Genomic DNA, 16,474 nt, shown 5'->3' on the forward strand with positions numbered 1-16,474 from the left:
ACATATTGGCTCGTTCTGCTCGTTACGCGTGCACATTGCTCGGTCATAGGCTGATTACAGAAAACAAAAAGAAAGTTGTCGTGGTGCGTTTCATGAACGTAAAAAACATCACCGCCCGGCCGTTCGGCTTCGACATCGTCGTGGTAGCGAGCGTGCGGGACGCGGTGGCGGGCGCCGACATCATCACGACCTCCACTACTGATAAGGCCCAGGCGGCGGGGCGCACGCACTACGACTAGATCGCCATCTTCGACTCGGTCGATTTTGCCATCGAGGACTTGTCGGTGCTGCGCTAGCTGCGCGATTCGGTCCCCGGCGCCTCATTCTTCGTCGAACTCGATCTGATCGCCGGTCCCTTCGATCCCAAGAACCTTTTCGGTCTGGTCGCTGACGTTATCGTCTCGATTTCTGCTCGGCCGTAAGCGCCGGCTCTTTGGGGCGATGATCGGCGTGCCGTCATTGTTAAGTTCAACCACTGCGTCTCTCAAAACCTGATCAGGCATTGCCCTGCGTCGGTTTCTGACACGCTCCACCGAAATGCACGGCAGATTTCAACAACATCCGTTTCAAGAACATCCGTGAACTCGCCACTTAGTTCCCTCGGCCGCTAAGCCCGGAAACCTTTCGACCTGACGATCGGATGTCCAATATCCGTATCAACGCCGGAGGTCATCATGGTCCAACCAAGGTCCGAGGTCGGGTCTGTCCCGACCGAGCCCGAGGGGCGCACAACCGAGCGCGCCCTGTCCCTGCCTCAGTCGACTGCACTGATTATGGGCAGTATCATCGGTGTCGGCATCTTCTCGCTGCCCTACGCATTAGCGTCGTATGGCCCGATCAGCCTGGTCGCCATGGGCCTCGCCACCGTCGGGGCGGTCGCGCTTGCGCTGATGTTCGCGGTGATGTCGCGACGCCTGCCGGCTGCTGGCGGACCGTATGCCTATGCACGCTCAGGGTTCGGCAACGCGGCCGGGTTCGTTAACGCCTGGTCCTACTGGATCACGGCATGGGCGGGCAACGCGGCGATCGTCGTCGGCTGGGTGTACTACGTCGAGCACTTCCTAAACAAGGACGGCGCGGTCGGCTGGTCCATCCTGATCGCCCTCGTCGGGTTGTGGATCCCGGCCGTGATCAACCTGACTGGCGTGCGCGCGATGGGTTCGGTCCAAGTCTGGACGACGGTGCTGAAGTTCATCCCGCTGGCCATCATGTCGACCGTCGGGTTGTTCTTCATCAAGGCGGGGAACTTCACGCCGTGGAACCTCAGCGGTGACAGCAGCCTGTCGGCGATCGGTGGAGCGATGGCGATCGCACTGTTCAGCTATTTGGGCGTCGAGACCGCAGCCGTTGCCGCAGCGAAGGTCCGCGATCCCGAACGAAATGTCCCGAAGGCGACCATCTACGGCACGCTCGCTAGCGCCATCGTCTACCTGCTGTCGATGGTTGCCGTGTTCGGCATCGTGCCCGCCTCGCAGTTGGCTATGGACGTGAACAAAGCGTCCTACTCCGTCGCGGCCAACTCGATCGTCGGCGGCGGTTCCTGGGCCGGGGACTTGGTTGCGTTGGCCGTCATCGTCTCCGGTATCGGCGCACTAAACGGCTGGACAATGATCTGCGCGGAGATGCCGTTGGCTGCCGCGAAGGACGGGCTGTTCCCGGCGCGGTTCGGGAGCCTGTCGCGGCGCCGGGTTCCGGCCTTCGGGATCATCGCGTCCACCGGGCTGGCGTCGGTCGCCGTTGTGATCAGCTATCTGGGAACCAGCGGCTCAACGGTGTTCACCACCCTGGTCCTGATGACCGGGATCACGGCGGCCGTGCCCTACGCATTCTCCGCCTTGGTCCAGATCAAGTGGCGTTGGCGGGACAGCCACCCAGTCCACACGTCGAGGTTCGCGTTCGACGTGTCGGTGGCGGTCGTGGCGCTGATCTTCTCGGTCGCCTTCATCTACTACTCCAGGAACACCAGCGACTTGTGGTACGTCGTCTGGGGCCCGTTCCTGATGGCCGGCGGCGCGTTCGTCGTCGGGATCCCGGTCTACCTTGCGCAGCGGCACCGGATGACGAAGCCGGCCCCCGTGCCCGAGTACCGCTGAGCATTTACACCATCAATACAGTAAGGAATAGCCATGCCATTTCGTGTTGAATCCGAGGTAGGAGTGCTGCGCCAGGTGATCGTCCACCGGCCGGGTCTCGAGCTCAGCCGGTTGACCCCGGACAACGTCGACGACCTGCTCTTCGACGACGTCATGTGGGCCGATCGGGCTAGGGAAGAGCACGACGCGTTCGTCGGCCAGCTCAGAGAGCGCAACGTGACGGTGCACTACTTCCGCGAACTGCTCGCCGCGGCGCTGGACGCGCCGGGTGCCCGGGAGTTCCTGCAGAAGTGTCTGACCACGGCCATCCGGTTCGGGCCCGCGCTGGATAAGCCGCTGGAGCGGATCGTCGACCAAACGTCGTCGGAGGTCCTTTCCGAGCTCCTGATCGGGGGCGTGCTCAAGAGTGACGTCATGCCGATGCTGCACACGCCCAGCCTTCTGATGGAGTCCCTCGGCATCGACGACTTCCTGCTGCGGCCCCTGCCGAACCACCTGTTCCAGCGCGATAACTCGGCCTGGATCTACGGCGCCCTGAGCATCAACCCGATGGCCAAGCAGGCCCGCAAACGCGAGACCATCAACTCCCGCCTGATCTACAAGTTCCACCCGATGTTCCGCGACGCCGGGCTGGAGATCGTCTACGGCGACGATTCCCTGCCCCACGAGCCCGCTACCGTCGAGGGCGGCGACGTGCTCGTGATCGGCAATGGGGTGCTGATGATCGGGATGGGCGAGCGGACCTCGCCCCAGGGTGTCGAGACACTGGCACGACTGCTCTTCCAGGGCGGCCATGTCCGCCAGGTGATCGTCGTCGAGCTTCCGAAGGAGCGGGCGTTCATGCACCTGGACACCGCCATGACAATGGTCGACAGCGACGCGTTCTCCCTATATCCGTACCTGCCCGAAACGCTGCGCGCGTTTGTGCTCACCCCAGTGGGGTCCGGCGGCGACTACGACATTACGGAGCACACGGACCTGTTTCCTCTCGTGGCCGAGGCCCTCGGCGTCGACAAGGTTCGGGTCCTGCGCACCCCAATCGATCGCGCGGGTGCGCAGCGAGAGCAGTGGAACGATGGGAACAACTTCCTCGCCGTTTCCCCCGGCGTCGTGCTGGGTTATGAGCGGAACACTACCGCCAATCGATACCTCGCCGACGAGGGCATCGAAGTCGTACCCGTCGTGGGATCCGAGCTCGGCCGCGGCCGCGGCGGTCCGCGATGTCTGTCCTGCCCAATCGAAAGAGATGCGGTGATCCTGTGAGCTTTAACCTGCACAACCGGAGTTTCCTTAAGGAAGTCGACTTCACCCCGAAGGAGTGGAAGTTCCTCCTCGGGCTGGCCGCGGACCTCAAGGCAGCCAAATACGCCGGCACTGAGCTGCCGCGGCTAACCGGGAAGAACATCGCCCTCATCTTCGAGAAGACCTCCACCCGGACCCGCTGCGCCATGGAGGTCGCCGCGCACGACCAGGGCGCCCACGTGACCTACCTCGATCCGAGCGGGTCACAGATGGGGCACAAGGAGTCCGTTAAGGACACCGCGCGGGTGCTGGGCGGGATGTTCGACGCCATCGAGTATCGCGGCTCGGCGCAGACCAACGTCGAGACACTGGCCGCGTCGTCGGGTGTGCCGGTCTGGAACGGGTTGACGGACGAGTGGCATCCCACCCAGGCGCTGTGCGACATGCTCACGATGCGCGAGCACTCCACCAAGAACGACCACGAGATCGCCTTCGCTTACCTCGGAGACGCGCACAACAACGTCGCGAACTCGCTGCTGGTGGCAGGGGCGCTGATGGGCATGGACGTACGCATCGTGGCCCCCCGCCCTCTGTGGAACACCGACGGTGTGATCGCGGCCGCCCAGACGATCGCCGAGAGCACGGGCGCGCGGCTGACCCACACTGAGGACGTCGCCGAGGGCGTGGCCGGGGTCGACTTCATCTACACCGACATCTGGGTCTCCATGGGCGAGCCCAAGGAAACTTGGGACGAACGCATCGCCGCCCTGCTTCCCTACCAGGTCACCGTGGACGTCTTGGCTAAGACCAGCAACCCCGACGTCAAGTTCATGCACTGCCTGCCGGCGTTCCACGACCGGAACACGGCCGTCGGGGAACAATTGTTCAAGCAGACCGGCCTCGGCGAGCTTGAGGTCACGGACGAGGTGTTCGAGTCGTCCAGTTCCATCGTGTTCGCTCAGGCCGAGAACCGGATGCACTCGATCAAGGCGATCATGGTCGCCACCCTGGGGTCCTGATGCGCATCGTGGTCGCTCTCGGCGGCAACGCGCTCCAGGAGCGCGGCGCCCCGATGACGGTGCAAAACCAGCGTGCCAACGTCGCCAAGGCGTGCGCCGCGCTGGCGCCAATCGCCCAGGAGCATCAGCTGGTGATCTCCCACGGCAACGGGCCGCAGGTCGGGCTGCTCGCGCTCCAGGCGGCCGCCTACGACCACACGTCCGAGTACCCTTTCGACGTCCTGGGCGCCCAGACCGAGGGAATGATCGGGTACATGATCGAACAAGAACTCGGCAACCGACTCCCGTTCGAAAAGTCAATCGCGACGATCCTGACAATGACCGAGGTGGACCCGGCGGACCCGGCGTTCAGGGACCCGACGAAGTTTGTCGGGCCGGTGTACGACGCCGACGAGGCGCGTCGCCTGGCGGTGCTGCGGGGGTGGGTCGTCAAACCCGACGGCGACCACTGGCGTCGGGTGGTGCCCTCGCCCATGCCGCAGCGGATCTTCGAGCTGAGCACGATCAAAACGCTGGTGGAGGCCGACACGGTGGTGATCTGCGCCGGCGGCGGTGGCATACCCACCATGTACCAGCCCGGCTCCCGCAAACTCATCGGCGTCGACGCCGTGATCGACAAGGACCGGGCCAGCGCGGTGCTGGCCCGGGACCTCAAGGCCGACTCCCTAGTGATCGCCACCGACGCGGACGCCGTCTACACCGGCTGGGGGACGCCAGAACAGCGCGCCATCATGCTCGTCCACCCGGACACGCTCGCGGGCTTCGACTTCCCGGCGGGCTCGATGGGACCCAAGGTTGAGGCGGCGATCGACTTCGCCCGCAACACCGGTCGCGACGCCTTCATCGGATCCCTGACAGAATTGCCGGCGCTCCTGGACGGAACCGCGGGTACCCGGGTCTCCGTGACAGCCAACGGCGTGGCCTACCGCTGACCCCACCGCGGTCCCACGACGCCGGTCCACGGCGGCTGACGGGGACGACAGAAACCTGCCCGGGCCGACTCAACGGTCCGGGCAGGTGCGCGTAAACGACAGGTTGGGCAGCGCGGCCTTCTCTCGCAACCAGGTCATGACAGGAGGAAGCCTCGATCCATTGGTGAGGCTTGGGAGTTGACGGCGCGTTAAACAGAGAAGGCCTTCCCGATCAGGAAAAATAGAACTTACTTAGGGTTCATTTCGACTGACACGAGAGGCATCTCGTAGTTGCAAGTTTTTCATAGATCCAAGGCCTTGTCAGCGTCATGTGAGAGAGCGCCTGCGACCGCCACAAAGCGAGTGAAAAGCTCCTCAGAGACACATTTCAGGTGCTCGAGATCCTATGTTCGGTTCATTCGGCTGACGTTGCCAGGGCGTGGTTTATGGGTATGAACCCGGAACCAGGTGATGCGGCGCCGGCCGAAGCACTTTCGAAGGGACGTTCTCGAGAGGTCATGGCCGCGGCGCGGTCCTACGTAGCCGCGGCCTAGGCTGGGCAGCATGACGGTCGAACAGGTTGAGCAAGGACCGCGCCGAGTCGCGCGCACTGTCGAGGTGTCGGCTTCGTCCGACGACGTTTTCGCGTTGGTGGCTGATCCGCACCGTCACGGTGAGCTGGACGGCTCGGGCACCGTCCGCGACACGGTGTCGGGTCCGCGGCGGCTCAGCCAGGGCGCACAATTCTCGGTAGCGATGAAGCAGTTCGGCGTCCGGTATCGCATCACCAGCACGGTGACGCGCTTCGATGACGGTCGGCTTGTGGAATGGCGTAGCCCAGCGGGCCACCGGTGGCGCTGGGAACTCAAGCCGCTCACGCTCACGTCTACGCGCGTCACTGAGACGTTCGACTACAGCACCGTCCCAGCCGCGCAGGGCAAGGTCTTCGAATTGCTCGGCGTTCCTCGGAAGAACGCCGCCGGCATCGAAGCCACTCTGCGCCAACTTGCGCTGCGCTACGCCCGCGCTTGACGTGACGGTGCTCACGTCCTGGCCGGACGCCGAGGCCCCCGCCTGCACGGCGTACGCCTCGCCAGGTGCTGCCAGCGGTCCGATCGCGAGGCATGAGCAGGTGCCGACGTCGGCGCGGATGACTCGGGGCTACTCCCCTTATCTGCCGATGAAGTCAGCCATACCGGGCACGGTGAACGCGACAAAACCGCGTTCTGGCGTGTAGATGTGACCGCTCCGGATCAAGTCTCGACGATTGACGGAGAGGTCCGTCGTGCGCTTCTTCCGCAACCGGGTCACGAGGTCGGCCATTGATGAGGAGGCGTCGTCGTCGATGGCCATTGCGGACATGAAGGCCCGCTGAGTCGGTGTGGCCCGCTCCCACCTCGATTGATAGAGACCTTGTTCCACTTCGCTTCGCGCTGACTCGATACCGATTTGGGCGTCCTGCAGAGAAATGGTATCCGTGGCCCTGACGGCCCAGACATGACTGCCACAGGCTTGGATGAAGTACGGGTATCCCCCCCCGTAGCTGTCACCGCTGCATCCAGGGCGTCAGGCTCCCAGTCGACTCCATTGGCACGTGCCGGGGCAGTCAGGGCATCAGATGTCGCGGCGGTGTCGAGCAAACCGATCTGACGATAGTCGTAAAGGCGCTCCACGTAGCTAGTCGCATCAGCAAGCACGGCAGGTAGGGACGGCAACCCCGCGCCGACGAAAACGACCGGGACGGGGAAGACGTCTTGACCGAGGTTATGCAGGGCGACGTTGAGAGCCGCGAGATCCTCGGATGAGGCTTCTTGGGCCTAGTGACGGTAAGTTCCTGGCTCGGTGGCGGGTCTCGCACCGGTCAGCTTGGGTGGACCCACTGTAGTTGTGCTGGGTCCCAGGCCCCGTCCTGATCGCCGAGGTTCCGAAGATTATGGAACTCTTGGCCGGGATCGGGATCGGGATCGGGCTCGAGCCGGCGCGTCCTGAGCGGCCCGGGGTCTACGGCCTAGTCAGCGAACGAGGGTTCTCGTGACCAACTGGCTCGCGAAGCTTAAGATCATTGGTGCCATAGTCGGCATGTTCGTCTGAAAGGCCACCATCATGACCAAGGAATCAGCAGCACTCGACATCACCTTCTCTGCAGTACTTGGCAAGGTCCGGAACGGGGACACCTGGACTTGCGTGCAGATGCCGAACTCGGCGCTCGTCTTTAATACCCGTGGGCTAGTGAAGGTCGAAGGGACCGTTGACGGTGAGCCCTCCAGGGGAGCATTCATGGCTCTTGGCGACGGAACGCACAAGCTCCCCATCGCCGCTGCGGTCCGAAAGCGCATTCGCAAGTCCGACGGCGACGAAGTCACCATCCATCTCGATCGTCGCCTCCCATAGGCTCAACGCCGATATTCGTGATGGTTATAAACAATCGAGACCAAATTGCATCGACGAGCGGACGAATCTAGCCCTCAGCGAGCCGGGCGGCGGCGTCTCTGATTTCTGGGTGCTTTCAGCGCACGGGCGAAGTACTCAATCTCGCTGATCGTTTCGCGGCCCATCAGGCGACCTCACCGTCGAGGTCGAACCGGACCCCGAACGCCGTGTCATAGTCGAGGAGGTTTCGTTCCAGGCTCTCCTCGACCGGGTCCACACGGGTGTGAAACGCGGTTCGGAGAGTCGCGGCAGCAGCAACGTGAGCCCGATCGGTGATCGTTTGCCCAGTGGACCATGCCCGGTCATGGGACGCGAACAACCTGTCCTCGAGGGTGACCGTGACCTGAGCCAGGCCCGCCCGAACCTCGACCATCCGTCCTATCCCGGCCGGATCAACGGAGTAATCGTTGCCGTGGACGCGAACGTAATAATCGCGCGGCAACCGGAGCCTATGGGTCTTGTGGGTTTGGGCCGCACCGACATCCCTGCCAATTGCGGGAGAGCCGCTCCGCTCTTAGAGGTGCAGGAGTCTGCGGGCCACACGCCCAACGCGCGGCATACTCGTCCGGTGTGCTGTAATCCGCCGCGAACGAAGAAATGCTTTTATGCGAAGTATCAAATACTTTATAAGCGTTAGTGTATAGAATAATGAGTGTTAGGGAGAAAATCTAATGGTCGAGAAGCGTACAACACCCATCCCGGTCCGGCGTGCTCTCCGTGAACTTGGCACGGACGTTCAGACGTGGCGGAAACTTCTCGGGTTGACTGCTGCGCAGGTCGCCGACCGCGCGGGCATGAGCCGGGCAACCCTCCACAAGCTGGAATCGGGGCAGGGAGGCGTCAGCCTCGAGACGGCGCTGCGTGTCTTCCGGGCACTGGGAATCATGGACACGGTGGTTGAGAGCGCCGACCCTTATCGCAGCGACATCGGCCGGCTTCGCTCCGAGGAAGTTCTCCCGCAGCGTGTGCGTCAGAGCCTGCCGAAGAAACAGTCCGATGTCTGACTCGGAAGTATGGGTGCAAATAGATGGTGTCAACATCCGCGCCGGCACGGTCTACGCGCATCGTCGACGCAACTCCGAGAGCGCCACTTTCACCTACGACATCGATTATCTGGCCAGACCAGACGCGTACTCGCTCGATCCGGGACTACCCCTCTCATCCGGGTCCTTCAACACTGCGGACGGGCGTCACCTTTTCGGGGCGTTCACCGACTGCGCTCCCGACCGCTGGGGACGCAAACTCATCGAACGATCCGAACGTCACCGTGCTACCCAAGGCGGTGCCGCTGAACGCAGTTTCGGCGAACTGGACTACACGCTCGGTGTTCGCGACGACCTACGTCAAGGCGCCTTCCGGTTCCGTTGTCCTGGGACCACTGATTGGTTGGGGCCGGCGGCTGCAAGCGTGCCGCACCTCGTCGGACTGTCGAGACTTCTCAACGCCGTCGAATCTGTTGAGAGCGACCACCCCGATGACGAATCGCTGCAGCTGCTCCTGCGCGCGGGAAGCTCTATCGGTGGCGCCCGGCCCAAAGCTGCCGTTGTCAACGGCCGAGGTGAACTGCTCATTGCGAAGTTCCCCCGTGTTGCCTCCGACGAATGGGACGTCATGGCCTGGGAGCAACTCGCCCTGACGCTGGCCAGCCGGGCAGGCATTCGAACGCCGCGCACCGAATTGATGAGTGTCGCAGGCCGGAACGTGCTGCTGCTCAACAGGTTCGACAGAGACGGGAATCGCCGCATCGGATACGTGAGCGCCATGACGATGCTCGAAGCAGTTGACGGTGAGCACCGCAGCTACTTGGAAATCGCCGAGGTCATTGAGCAGTCCTCCTCAGCTGCGACGCGTGACCTTCGCGAGCTGTGGCGCCGGATCGCGTTCTCAATCCTGATCTCTAACACCGACGACCATCTCAGAAACCATGGGTTCCTCCGGTCGGACACCACACGCAGCTGGGACTTGTCTCCCGCGTTCGACCTCAACCCCAACCCGGCAGCGGGACCCAAGGAGTTGTCCACGTCCATCGACTACGACACCTTTTCCGCGGACACCGCCGCCCTCCTAGACGTGGCACCGTACTTCCGCGTGAAAGACGCCGTCGCATTGCTATTAGAAGTCAAGGCCGCTGTCTCCGGGTGGGTCGTGGAAGCCCGCCGACTCAACATCCCAGAAAACGAAATTGACCTCATGACCGGCGCGTTCGTTGCCGGATGAGTCCAGAAGGCTAGACGGGCCCAGTGTTCAAATACTCGACGCCCGCAGAGGGGGTTTCGCGAACTGACTCATCTGATCACGCTGGCTCTGACGTGCCCGACTTCTAGTGCTGATTGTCGGCCAAGGCCTTTATTGCGGGAAATCGGGCACGTCGCGCCTGTGATTGAGCCTGGCAAAACCACGAGCAATCTCGACCACCGGCGGTGTGGCGAACCTGACATAAGCCCGTTCTCTCGGTGCGTGGGCTTGATGACGGATGTCTCAACACTGGCGCCACCGGATGTGCGGAGCGCATCGAGGCGTTTTACGCGGCGCTCTGGAACCGCAACGTGACGGTGGACTTTGCTCATCCCACCGGGGACCTCAGCAGCTATGACCTGGTGATCGCGCCCAGCCTTTACCTCGCCGGACAAGCCGCATCGAAGAACCTCACCGGGTACGTGCGAGACGGCGGCCACCTTGTGGTCTCCTACTTCTCCGGCATTGTCGACCTGAACGACACCGTTTATCCCGGCGCGGCGCCCGGCGCCCTCCGCGAGGTCCTCGGCCTCACCATCCCCGAGTTCCTGCCCTTGCACGAGAACGAGACCGTCACGCTCAGCGACTCCCGCACCGGTGCCGCGTGGACCGACGACATCGAGGTGACCACCGCCGAGGTTCTGGCCTGGTACGTCGACGGACCGGCGGCGGGCGGACCGGCCATCACCCGGAACGCGTTCGGTGCCGGGTCGGCATGGTATCTGTCCACCAAGCTCGTCGGCAGCGACCTGGGCTCACTCCTCATGGACGCGCTCAATGCGGCCGGCATCGACGCGGCCCACGGTATCGGCGTCGTCGAGGTGGTCACCCGCTCGACCGACACCGAGGACTTCCACTTCCACATCAACCACACGGATGCGGACCACGCCGTGCCCGCAACCGGCACCGAGCTGCTCACCAACACTCCGGTCGACGGCACCCTGCTAGTGCCGGCCGGCCTCACCCGGGTGGTGCGCACCACTCGCTAGAACCGACTCTGGGAAACTTCATCGACGGGAAGAGAGTCGGTGTGGGCGTTCCGAGTAACCAAAAGATGCTAGTAATGTGACGACGTTGCGCTGCTGAGTATCTCAGTTGGGCACCGAAGAGCGCCGGTTGCCCTGACGTCGAGAAGGGTAGCCCGTTCCCCCATGAGTATCCTCAGTTGCACGTGGCAGCGCTGCGTAAAGGAGCGGCCGTCGCCAGATCCGGAGGTTCCTATTTCACGTGGTGGCCCAGGCATTTTCGTGACGGGGCTACTGACCGGCAGGCCGGACTTATATGCAATACTCTGCGTATTAATGCAAACGCGAATGGTTGCACATTGGACCCCGATAGTGAATACGTCGAATTAGCCAGGGAGGTTTTCGCGATGTTCGTCGACGCCACGCGCATTCGGATTATCCTGGCTCTTCGCGATCAGGAACTCGCAGTCAACCAGCTCGCGGAAACGGTCAATAAGCCTCACCAGAACGATCTGGCTTCATGGGGCTCGATCCCGTGAAGTTTGGGGATTCCTGGATGCAGAATCCAGTGCACTCCGGATCGGCGAGCACAACCCATGACTGCTCCCCTCGCACGGTATCCGTCCGTTTGGCCCCCCATGCCCAACAGGCGATCAACTTCTGCTTTTTGGTCGCTCGGGTGAAAGCCCAGGTGCAACCGACTCTTGCCGACCTTGACCTCAAGCATGGTCACGAACGTCAAGTCCTGCATTTGATCGGCAACGGGCCGGATCAAATATTTATCGCCACTTAGCAATCAACTCCACAGCATTCGGAGCGATGGGCACCTAGTCGCGTCTGCTGAACGTCCCTTTTACGGGATCGGGATCGGCCCGTGGAAGGACGTACACATGGCACGTGGAAGCGCTGGGCATTTTGCGCCGACCGAGTCGGGGTTCCCTCGTGACACCCGCCATGGCAGGCCAGCATCGTTGAGTTCTGGATCCCTAGCCGCGGCGGTTCTGGTCTGCTGGTGACTCATCGCTTGGGTTGCCGATGTGGTCCCTCAGCAGGCTTCTAGTAAGCGTCGGGTGCGACCGTCTTCGCGCCGACTTGCAGGGCCAGCGCCTCGAGTACGTGCGCGGGGGTCGTGGCGGCCTGGAGGGCGTCGCGGAAGGTGGGCTTTATCAGGGCGCGGGATAGCTGGGCGAGTACCTTCAGGTGCTCGGTTCCGGCCTTCGCCTCCGGGACGGCGATCATGAAGATCAGCGTGGCCTTGGAGCCGTCGGCTGAGTTCCAGTCGATGCCTTGCGTGCTGCGGGCGAAGGCGAGTACCGGGGCGGTTACACCGTCCGACTTGGCGTGGGGGATCGCGATGCCGTCGCCGATGCCCGTCGTGCCGTGCTTCTCACGGGCGAGGGCGGCCTGGGTCACCAGGGTCTCGTCGGTGACGCGGCCGGTCTTGCTCATCAGACCGGCGAGGGTGCTGATCATCGCATCCCGGTCGGTCTCGTCGACGTCGAGCACGATCGTGCGTTCGTCGATATAGTCGAGCACCGTCTTCTTCGCCGGGGGCACAGGCGACGATTCGGACTCGGACGCGACCGAGCTGACCGTGCCGGCATCCGCGTCCGATGGGCCCGTGGGCGCGGGGACAGGACCGGAAGCCCCGGCGGCGGTGCCCGTGGCCGCACCCGTCGCTGCAGCGTGGCGGGTCGACTTGCGCGCGGAAATGCCGAGCAGCAGCACCGAAACGAGGGCGGTGACGACGGCGCCGGTGAGCAAGGCCGCGAAGTACATCGGCACCCCGGAGACCGCACCGAAGACGGCGACGATTGGGCCACCGTGCGGTACGGAGTTGGTGACCCCGAACAGGGCGGCAATGCCTCCGGCCATGGCGCCACCGATCATGTTCGCCGGGATGACCTGCAACGGCTTGGCCGCGGCGAGCGGAATCGCGCCCTCGGTGATGCCGAAGAATCCCAGGAACAGTGCGGCGATGCCGGCTTCACGCTCTGGTTTGGAAAAGTAGCGGCCGCGGATCAGAGTGGCCAAGCCCATCCCGAGCGGCGGGACGGCGATCGCGGCGGCGACCATGCCCATCGGGGCTGAGTTCCCCTCCGCGATCAATGCTCCACCAAAGAGGAATGCGGTCTTGTTGATCGGGCCGCCCATGTCGAAGGCGACCATGGCGCCGAGGATCAGGCCAAGCACGATCGCGCTGCCACCCTGCAGGCCGGTGAGGAACGTGGTCATGGTGGAGAAGACCCAGCTGATCGGCTGGCCGAGGGCGAGCACGAAGGCGCCGCCGACGATCACGGTGGTGAGCACGGGGATCACGAGGATCGGCATGATCGGCTTGATAAAGCGGTGCACGGGGATCTTCTTGATGCCGAGGGCGACGAAGCCGACCAGGAAGCCGGTAATGATGCCGCCAATAAAGCCGGCGCCTGATTCGGAATTGTAGAAGGACCCCGTCGTGGCGATCCAGCCACAGATCATGCCCGGTGCGAGCCCGGGCCGGTCGGCGATGGCGTAGGCGATGAACCCGGAGAGGATCGGAACCATCAGGATAAAACCGAGTCCGCCGATCTGGTTGATCGTCAGCCAGAAGCTGCCCTCGGGGATAACGAGCCCATTCGGGGTCGCCTCACCACCGAAGGAGAGTGAGATGGCGATCAGGAGCCCGCCGACCACAACGAACGGGATCATGTACGACACGCCGTTCATCAGGGCGCGGTACAGGGTGCTTCCGAAGTCGGCCTTACCGCTGCGCGAGGGCGTGGCGTCGCGGCTGGAACTGTCGCCGACGGTGGACGGCTCGGCGGCGAGGGCGTCCCGGATTAGGGCGGCGGGGCGGTGAATGCCGTCGGCGACCCCGACGGAGACGATCCGCTTGCCCGCGAAGCGCGAGCAATCGATCTTGGTGTCGGCCGCGATCACGATTGCGTCCGAACGGTCGATGTCGTCTTGGCTGAAGGTGCCTTCGACGCCGACCGAGCCGTGCGTCTCGACCTTCATCTCGTAGCCCAACTCAGCCGCTGCGCTCTCGAGCTTTTCGGCCGCCATGTAGGTGTGCGCGATGCCGGTGGGGCAGGCGGTGATCCCGAGGATCAGGAGTCTCGGTGGCACCGTACTCGCTTCGAAGAGAGGTTGGGACATGGCTAAATAGTCCTTCCGGGGCGAGGCCGACCGGAACTTCCGCGGACACCACAGCCCAAGTTCATAAGTTTAGCTAAGTTTATCATTGCCCCGAAAGTGGGTGCGTGCCTTAGCCCTTTGACCTGATGGAGCCCCTGAGGGCGAGTGCGTCCGTCGCAATCCGGGTCGTCGACACGACGTCGCGCATCCATTGGCCATGACCCCGCTGGCAGGCTTCACGCCGGGGGCCAGGGTGGAGTAGTCAGGTAATTATCGATCGCGTGCGGGCGCCTCCAGCTCGGCCGGTTCCGGCGTTACCCTCAGGCCGCCCGGTGTGTTTGACAGGCGCACCAATTCTTCGACCCAAGCACGGTTTAGGAGGGGCTCCCTATTACCGAAGAAGTCGAATTGAAGCGGAATCGTTGGGTGGATCCAAATGGTGCTGTGACCGTGTCCTGATGCCGCCGAGTATTCCCACGAAAACGTGAAACTTTCCCCCCGGCGTACCTTGGACAGAATGACGACCTTGAGGTGCGCGAGCACCCGGTCGTCGAAATTGACGGTGATCGACGGAGTCCCGTAGATAAATTTACCCATGAGTGCTCCCAAGGCCATTGTCGATTTCGTTAGCGACAAAGTTAAAGTCTTTGGCTGTCCGACCAGCGTCGCCTGTGGTTTCGACGGTGCCGGTAATACCGATCATTGGCATTTCAGGTAACGGGAAACGCGTAGCTTCATCTTCCTCCGTAATCCCTTCGACGTCGACATCGACGACGTCGAACTGATTGGTTGGGCTGAGAATTAGCGTGTGTACGGATGTCTCGTCGTTCTCGTCGAGCGTGGTGACACCCACAGCCACACTGTTGTCGCTATCGGCCACAGAGGTGATGTAGTCGAGTAGCGCTGTCGTGATGCTGTTGCTCGTGACAATGGAACCGCCGTTGTACGTTATGCGCTTCATGCGGTGATGTTAGCTGATTGTTGTGGCTCGCGCACGGCGATGATCCACGTCGCGGGCCAGCGGGAGAAGGCCGGTCTCGCGAGAGGCTGCCCCGACGATGGCGGGTCGGTCGTCAATGGCAGCGGAGAGAACGGTTGCAGCCCTGCTCTAGTAACGTTTCCTCACTAGTTTCAACGCGAATAAGAGCCAACGAAACCAGGCGGCGATGCAAATGTCTCGCAACCTCAGGACGCGGCCAGCATTCGACTTCAGCGACACTCCGAAGTGCGCTTCGATGCCGCCCGTATTCCCCGGGTGAGCTATTTCCTCGAGAGGCTTCGCCCCCTCAGACAGCGACTTCCCCGCAGGCTAAACATGTCGATACAACGTATGCGGATTGATTCCAAGTTCCTTGTGGAGGGTGCCCACCTTCATTTCTCTGCCCCGTCGCAGCCATGGCCGAGAGAATCTTGGTCCGGCGTCATCTTGAAATGGAGCCCACCGGTCCTGCCTCTCGCCCTCGCCACTGCGAGCCCGGTAACGGTGCGCTCCGAAATGAGTGGCCGCTCCATTTCGGCAAGGCCGCGAAGATCCCGAATACGATCTTGCCGGGGTGACGTCCGTCTGATCTGACCGGTGTGTACCCGGCGCCCATGACTCGGTCAGGGGCAGTGATGGGGACGAAATTGTTGAACTCACATGCGACGTTGACCTCGTCACTGGCGTGCATATGAGCCATCCGGGGACCGGGACTCATCCGAGAAGAGTGTTATCCGTTTCTCGGGCCAGGCACTCGGTCTGAGCGTGAAACTCGGCGTGGTGTTCCGCAGTCCTAATAATGATGGACCAAGGCGACCCGTCCAGCCCCGACAACATCGCCGCATTTTGCCAGACGTACAGCCACAGACCGAGCATGGCCTCGTCGACCGCTGCCGGGGTCTTCAGATGGTGATTGCAGATGTCAAAAGTCGTAACACTTAAGCGATCGTAGATCAGGCCGAACGCGGCCTGATTACCCGAAGCCATGCTGAGCATCAGCGTCTGCTGATCGGATGCCTCAGACAGCGGCGTCACCGCGCTGGTCCGCTTCGATAGCTGGCGTCCGTTGACATTCTTCTGCACATAGGATCTCCACTGCTGAAATGCCGAGGCTCATGACAAGTGGTGAAAAATTTGCTGTGACCAGACAATCTACGTGCTTTGTACCGGTTATGGGCATCGTGACAATAGCACTCGTTCCGGATTAGGGCGTGTCTCCTGACCGGTTGATGTGTGATTTGGGAGGATTTCGATGTGTCTCGAACCGATTCCTCAATCGATCCCGAGTGGACTTTGTTTGAGCCGTTACTGACGAGTGGGTTACGTCCCTGTGAGTGGTGTGGTTTCCGGCTTCTGAGTGTTGCTTCGTCAACGTGAAGAACCACCGTGGGATGGTCAGTGAGTACCGATCAAAGAACTCACAAAGGACACCACACGATGGCTCTAGACCAGTCTGCCCTGCTCACCCTGCTGGGAGAAC

General features: G+C 62.5%; 17 protein-coding genes and 1 pseudogene. 11 read left to right on the plus strand and 7 right to left on the minus strand.

Annotated features, from left to right (window positions below; all coding sequences use genetic code 11):
• Positions 1–92 precede the first annotated feature (92 nt).
• The gene (locus E3O62_RS16655) at positions 93–239 is read left to right on the plus strand and encodes a hypothetical protein (protein ID WP_166784670.1); all 147 of its coding nucleotides are present in this window, start codon (positions 93–95) and stop codon (positions 237–239) included.
• 81 nt (positions 240–320) lie between these two features.
• Here E3O62_RS16655 and E3O62_RS16660 read toward each other — a convergent pair whose 3' ends face one another.
• Positions 321–476: a hypothetical protein gene (locus E3O62_RS16660; protein WP_166786495.1), complete on the minus strand. Its 156-nt coding sequence runs from the start codon at positions 474–476 to the stop codon at positions 321–323.
• A gap of 198 nt (positions 477–674) precedes the next feature.
• Here E3O62_RS16660 and E3O62_RS13910 point away from each other — a divergent pair, with 198 nt between their 5' ends.
• The 5 genes from E3O62_RS13910 to E3O62_RS13930 all read left to right on the plus strand — a co-directional run bounded on the left by E3O62_RS13910 (position 675) and on the right by E3O62_RS13930 (position 6,297).
• Complete coding sequence (locus E3O62_RS13910) at positions 675–2,093, plus strand: amino acid permease (protein WP_134396336.1); 1,419 nt, start codon at positions 675–677, stop codon at positions 2,091–2,093.
• A gap of 33 nt (positions 2,094–2,126) precedes the next feature.
• The gene (locus E3O62_RS13915; protein ID WP_134398894.1) at positions 2,127–3,356 is read left to right on the plus strand and encodes an arginine deiminase; all 1,230 of its coding nucleotides are present in this window, start codon (positions 2,127–2,129) and stop codon (positions 3,354–3,356) included.
• A complete protein-coding gene (gene argF / locus E3O62_RS13920) occupies positions 3,353–4,354 on the plus strand; it encodes an ornithine carbamoyltransferase (protein ID WP_134396332.1) in 1,002 nt (333 codons plus the stop codon). The genes E3O62_RS13915 and argF overlap by 4 nt, the downstream gene beginning before the upstream one ends.
• Positions 4,354–5,286 carry a carbamate kinase gene (arcC, locus tag E3O62_RS13925; protein ID WP_134398895.1) on the plus strand — a complete coding sequence of 311 codons (933 nt, stop codon included), beginning with the start codon at positions 4,354–4,356 and terminating at the stop codon, positions 5,284–5,286. Before argF ends, arcC begins: the two co-directional genes overlap by 1 nt.
• Positions 5,287–5,829: 543 nt before the next feature.
• Positions 5,830–6,297, plus strand: a complete 468-nt coding sequence (locus E3O62_RS13930) for an SRPBCC family protein (RefSeq protein ID WP_174720150.1) — start codon at positions 5,830–5,832, stop codon at positions 6,295–6,297.
• 138 nt (positions 6,298–6,435) lie between these two features.
• On the opposite strand, the gene E3O62_RS13935 is transcribed toward E3O62_RS13930, so the two are convergent.
• Positions 6,436–6,627 carry a hypothetical protein gene (locus E3O62_RS13935; protein ID WP_134398897.1) on the minus strand — a complete coding sequence of 64 codons (192 nt, stop codon included), beginning with the start codon at positions 6,625–6,627 and terminating at the stop codon, positions 6,436–6,438.
• A gap of 741 nt (positions 6,628–7,368) precedes the next feature.
• Between E3O62_RS13935 and E3O62_RS13940 the strand changes: the two genes are divergently transcribed.
• The gene (locus tag E3O62_RS13940) at positions 7,369–7,656 is read left to right on the plus strand and encodes a DUF1905 domain-containing protein (protein WP_134398898.1); all 288 of its coding nucleotides are present in this window, start codon (positions 7,369–7,371) and stop codon (positions 7,654–7,656) included.
• 163 nt (positions 7,657–7,819) lie between these two features.
• On the opposite strand, the gene E3O62_RS13945 is transcribed toward E3O62_RS13940, so the two are convergent.
• A complete protein-coding gene (locus E3O62_RS13945) occupies positions 7,820–8,137 on the minus strand; it encodes a hypothetical protein (RefSeq protein WP_134395608.1) in 318 nt (105 codons plus the stop codon).
• Positions 8,138–8,366: 229 nt separating this feature from the next.
• On the opposite strand from E3O62_RS13945, the gene E3O62_RS13950 reads away from it, so the two are divergent.
• From E3O62_RS13950 to E3O62_RS16840, 4 genes and pseudogenes are all read left to right on the plus strand, one after another.
• Positions 8,367–8,699, plus strand: a complete 333-nt coding sequence (locus E3O62_RS13950; RefSeq protein WP_134398899.1) for a helix-turn-helix transcriptional regulator — start codon at positions 8,367–8,369, stop codon at positions 8,697–8,699.
• Positions 8,692–9,912 carry a type II toxin-antitoxin system HipA family toxin gene (locus E3O62_RS13955; RefSeq protein ID WP_134398900.1) on the plus strand — a complete coding sequence of 407 codons (1,221 nt, stop codon included), beginning with the start codon at positions 8,692–8,694 and terminating at the stop codon, positions 9,910–9,912. Before E3O62_RS13950 ends, E3O62_RS13955 begins: the two co-directional genes overlap by 8 nt.
• A gap of 236 nt (positions 9,913–10,148) precedes the next feature.
• The gene (locus E3O62_RS13960) at positions 10,149–10,919 is read left to right on the plus strand and encodes a beta-galactosidase trimerization domain-containing protein (RefSeq protein ID WP_134398901.1); all 771 of its coding nucleotides are present in this window, start codon (positions 10,149–10,151) and stop codon (positions 10,917–10,919) included.
• 290 nt (positions 10,920–11,209) lie between these two features.
• Positions 11,210–11,392 (plus strand): annotated as a pseudogene (locus tag E3O62_RS16840) (transcriptional regulator); the annotation flags it as partial.
• A 559-nt stretch (positions 11,393–11,951) separates the two neighbouring features.
• On the opposite strand, the gene E3O62_RS13970 reads toward E3O62_RS16840, so the two are convergent.
• The 4 genes from E3O62_RS13970 to E3O62_RS13985 all read right to left on the minus strand — a co-directional run bounded on the left by E3O62_RS13970 (position 11,952) and on the right by E3O62_RS13985 (position 16,077).
• On the minus strand, positions 11,952–14,036 hold the full coding sequence (locus tag E3O62_RS13970; protein WP_134398902.1) for a fructose-specific PTS transporter subunit EIIC: 2,085 nt from the start codon (positions 14,034–14,036) through the stop codon (positions 11,952–11,954).
• A 249-nt stretch (positions 14,037–14,285) separates the two neighbouring features.
• Positions 14,286–14,612 carry an ATP-dependent DNA ligase gene (locus E3O62_RS13975; RefSeq protein WP_134394331.1) on the minus strand — a complete coding sequence of 109 codons (327 nt, stop codon included), beginning with the start codon at positions 14,610–14,612 and terminating at the stop codon, positions 14,286–14,288.
• The gene (locus E3O62_RS13980) at positions 14,605–14,976 is read right to left on the minus strand and encodes a hypothetical protein (protein ID WP_134394332.1); all 372 of its coding nucleotides are present in this window, start codon (positions 14,974–14,976) and stop codon (positions 14,605–14,607) included. Before E3O62_RS13980 ends, E3O62_RS13975 begins: the two co-directional genes overlap by 8 nt.
• 732 nt (positions 14,977–15,708) lie before the next feature.
• A complete protein-coding gene (locus E3O62_RS13985; RefSeq protein WP_134394333.1) occupies positions 15,709–16,077 on the minus strand; it encodes a hypothetical protein in 369 nt (122 codons plus the stop codon).
• Positions 16,078–16,474: the final 397 nt, after the last annotated feature.

Origin of the sequence: Cryobacterium sp. TMT2-15-1 (genome assembly GCF_004402345.1) — a bacterium.
GTDB lineage: Bacteria > Actinomycetota > Actinomycetes > Actinomycetales > Microbacteriaceae > Cryobacterium > Cryobacterium sandaracinum.

Coding starts and splice junctions, on each gene's coding strand:
- E3O62_RS16655 (WP_166784670.1), top strand. CDS start 93: ATGAACGTAAAAAACATCACCGCCCGGCCGTTCGGCTTCGACATCGTC.
- E3O62_RS13910 (WP_134396336.1), top strand. CDS start 675: ATGGTCCAACCAAGGTCCGAGGTCGGGTCTGTCCCGACCGAGCCCGAG.
- E3O62_RS13915 (WP_134398894.1), top strand. CDS start 2,127: ATGCCATTTCGTGTTGAATCCGAGGTAGGAGTGCTGCGCCAGGTGATC.
- arcC (WP_134398895.1), top strand. CDS start 4,354: ATGCGCATCGTGGTCGCTCTCGGCGGCAACGCGCTCCAGGAGCGCGGC.
- E3O62_RS13930 (WP_174720150.1), top strand. CDS start 5,830: ATGACGGTCGAACAGGTTGAGCAAGGACCGCGCCGAGTCGCGCGCACT.
- E3O62_RS13935 (WP_134398897.1), bottom strand. CDS start 6,627: ATGTCCGCAATGGCCATCGACGACGACGCCTCCTCATCAATGGCCGAC.
- E3O62_RS13940 (WP_134398898.1), top strand. CDS start 7,369: ATGACCAAGGAATCAGCAGCACTCGACATCACCTTCTCTGCAGTACTT.
- E3O62_RS13950 (WP_134398899.1), top strand. CDS start 8,367: ATGGTCGAGAAGCGTACAACACCCATCCCGGTCCGGCGTGCTCTCCGT.
- E3O62_RS13955 (WP_134398900.1), top strand. CDS start 8,692: ATGTCTGACTCGGAAGTATGGGTGCAAATAGATGGTGTCAACATCCGC.
- E3O62_RS13970 (WP_134398902.1), bottom strand. CDS start 14,036: ATGTCCCAACCTCTCTTCGAAGCGAGTACGGTGCCACCGAGACTCCTG.
- E3O62_RS13975 (WP_134394331.1), bottom strand. CDS start 14,612: ATGGGTAAATTTATCTACGGGACTCCGTCGATCACCGTCAATTTCGAC.
- E3O62_RS13980 (WP_134394332.1), bottom strand. CDS start 14,976: ATGAAGCGCATAACGTACAACGGCGGTTCCATTGTCACGAGCAACAGC.